General features: G+C 48.1%; 2 protein-coding genes. Both read left to right on the top strand.

Features of this window, described 5'->3' with window-relative positions; all coding sequences use genetic code 11:
- Positions 1–2,128 (top strand): TonB-dependent receptor (locus O3C43_25000; protein MDA1069749.1); only part of this gene is annotated, 2,128 nt, incomplete at its 5' end.
- 205 nt (positions 2,129–2,333) lie between these two features.
- Positions 2,334–3,527: sulfatase-like hydrolase/transferase (locus O3C43_24995; GenBank protein ID MDA1069748.1), on the top strand; the 1,194-nt coding region annotated here is incomplete at its 3' end.

Below are 3,527 nucleotides of genomic sequence, written 5' to 3'. Positions count from 1 at the left end.
CACTGGTATGAGAACTTCTCTCATGAACGTCCCCATGTCCATCAACGTAATCACATCGGAATTTCTCGAAGACAGTCTGGTGGGGAATTTTGAGGAGGCCATGGATTACAACTCTTCGATTACCCAAACAGGCCGGAATAACAGTGGCAATGCCCGTGGAGCTAATTTCTCGATCCGTGGTTTCCGGAATCGAAACCTGCTGACCGACGGGGTAACAGGAGGACAAAATATTCCGACGCAAATGATCGACCGGATCGAAATCGTCAAAGGACCGAACACGCTCTACGGACAATCCGATCCTGGAGGATTGGTGAACGTAATTACCAAGACTCCCAAAGCTGAGGATGGCGGTAAAGTCGCATTTAGCGCAGGTAATAATGGAAGATATGGCGGAACTGCCGATATCACCACCCACGCCATGAACGGAAAACTCGGGTTACGGTTCTTGGGTGAATACAGAAAGAGCGAGGGTTGGCGCTGGGTAGACGGCGATGAAAGAAAATTCATGGGACTATCCGGTAATTACCAATTTGCGGAAAAAACCCAAGGCACCTTCAATATAGCAAAAAACCGAGTTGATGGTTTTCCAACACAACGAGCCACCTGGTCCTTCGAAGAAGTCCCCACCGATTTAAATGGCGATGGCGATACCACTGACCCTGCTCCCTATCCAGGAGGAATAGCCGAAGCTAGAGCTCGTTACAACAATACCTTTATTCCCGATGAATTCGTATCGTCTACTGCAGGAAACGTGTACCACTCAGATAGTGACTTTCTATCCCTTGGTCTCCTCCATACCTTTAGCGAATACTTCAATCTGCAATACAAGTATAACTTTTACGACACCCAACAGGATCTGAGCTTCCGTGAGTTTAATACCTTTAGGGCATCGGATGGCAGAACCGATTCAAATATGACATGGCAGGACGACCACAGGCGGGACGAAGTTCATACGATTAACGGCCTGATAGACATTGAGACCGGGGATGTAAGACACCAGATACTTGTCGGAGCTCGCAAATCGGACCGTATCAACGGCGGTGAAGGAGCTTATCGCCTGCGTGCTGTCAATGGCGCAGAAAATGCCCGACTAAGGGTAATCGAAGCCAAAACCGGTAAAAAATTCCGCGATTTCCTCTACAAGCAGGAAATACTGGATGGCGTAAAGATCTGGGAGGACGATGTCGCCAGCCCTACGGAACTAAGAGAATACGGTGTGCGTACGAATCAGAACGACCGTAGCTACGAAGACTTTACTACTATTTACCTGACCGATAATATCTTTTTCATGGATGATCGGCTAAACATTCTCGCAGGCGTCCGTCATAATTCAACCAACCAGAAATCCTACGCCTTGGGTGGAGCACAGATTGGCAATGGAATTGACGCCAGCGACACCAACTTCCAATTGGGTGGGGTCTACAGAATAACTCCCAATCTCAGTGTTTTCGTAAACTCTGCTGATGCTTTTGAACCCAATTCAGCCACCAATGCTGACACGGGAGAACTCTATGATCCGCAAACCAGCAAAGCGATTGAAGCGGGAGTCAAGTTTGTCGACTTATTCGATGGAAAAGTTTCCGGGTCCGTCGCGCTTTTCAAAATCGAGAAAGAAAATGTATTCAGGAGTGACTACAACCCAGTCACCTTTAAGAATGACTTTGTCCTCACCGCCGATGAAAGCAAAGGGTTTGAAGTAGAGCTTTTTGTCTCACCGATTGAAAACTGGGAAATAGTGGTGGGCTACAGCTACATCGATGCCGCTGTGTCAGGTGCTCAAAATCCGGAACTGGAAGGTCTACGTCTGGAAGGTGCGGCACCTCATCGTTTCACCTTGTTCAATAACTACACTTTCGGTGAAGGTCCGGTTGAAGGTCTTCGAATCGGAGGAGGTGTTGTCTGGGCAGACGGCCCAATCCCGCAATTCGGAACCCCGAACAACGCATTGGTGTTTGAAGATGGCTACACCATCATCGATCTGTTTGCGAGGTACCCGACCATGATAGGCGACCAACCCGTTACTTTTGGAATCAACATCGATAACGCAACGGACGAGATCTTCGTGCGTTCCCGCGCAGCGACCAACGAATCCCGTCAGATTCTATTTTCAGCATCATTTGATTTGTAGTTCTATTATTGTTTGTAGTTGAGCAAACCCTCTTCGGTTAATTCCGGAGGGGGTTTGTTTTTTTATTCCTTAGCAACTAACAATAGTTAGGGTTTTAAATCTTCCATCCACTTCTACTTTTATAACTACGACAATGAGAATGCGCCACCATAGGATTTCAGTCTTCTTTCTTTTAACCCTCTCAATCTTTACATACGGGTGTGCCTTGAAGAAGAAAAACCAAGCGACCAAACCCAACATCCTGTTCATTCTGGTCGATGACCTGGGCAAGGAATGGGTCCCATCCTATGGTGCAGAGAATATCGAAATGCCCAACGTGGATAAACTGGCCGCAACCGGCATGCAGTTTTCAAATGCTTACGTAATGCCTCAGTGCACCCCTACACGGCTTTCATTTTTAACCGGTCAATATCCTTACCGGCACGGCTGGGTCAATCATTGGGACGTCCCCCGCTGGGGAGGTGGCGCACACTACGACTGGAATAGAAACCCCTGTATTTCGATGGTTATGAAAGAGGCCGGTTATAAAAGTGCCATCGCTGGGAAATGGCAGATCAACGACTTCCGTGTCCAACCCGAGGCGATGACCGAAATCGGATATGACGACTATTGCATGTGGACAGGCGGAGAAGGAAACAATTCCCAGAGTGATGAACGTTATTGGAACCCTTATATCCACACCAAGGAGGGTAGCCGTATCTGGGATGGTGCATACGGTGAAACGGTATTTACCGACTTCCTTATCGATTTCATGAAGAAACATAAGGATGAACCCATGTTTCTTTATTACCCCATGGTTTTGACTCATGTTCCTTTGGTAACTACCCCGGATGAAAAGGATGTCACTACTGACCTCGAGAAACACAAAGCCATGGTTCGTTACACGGACAAAGTATTAGGGAAATTGGTACAAGCCCTGGATGAGCTAAAAATCCGAGACAATACCATCATCATTTGGACCACCGACAACGGAACCGACACTTCAATCACAGGGCACCAAAACGGCAGGACGGTCAAAGGTGCAAAAGCCAGCACCACCGAACCCGGTCTCTGCGTTCCCTTTATCGTCAACGCCCCCGGACTTGTTCCACAAGGCGTCAACACGGACGCATTGATAGACGTTACGGATCTACTTCCAACTTTCGCAGACCTGGGACGTGGGAAACTTCAGGACGACTATACCTACGACGGAAAGTCGTTCGCCGACCTTATCCTGGGCAAGAGTATGGATAGTCAAAAATCCTGGATCCTCGGCATGGGCGGAAAGAATGAGGCTAAACTCACCGACGACGGGGTGGAAAACGCTTTCGTGTTCAGGGACAGGGTTATCCGCGAAAAACGGTTTAAGCTCTATGTCAGCTCTAAGAAGAAAGCGGAGAAGCTGGTTGATGTTTTAGAG

It is taken from the genome of Verrucomicrobiota bacterium, assembly GCA_027622555.1.
Taxonomy (GTDB): domain Bacteria; phylum Verrucomicrobiota; class Verrucomicrobiia; order Opitutales; family UBA2995; genus UBA2995.
This window is presented reverse-complemented; position numbering and strand designations above follow the sequence as displayed.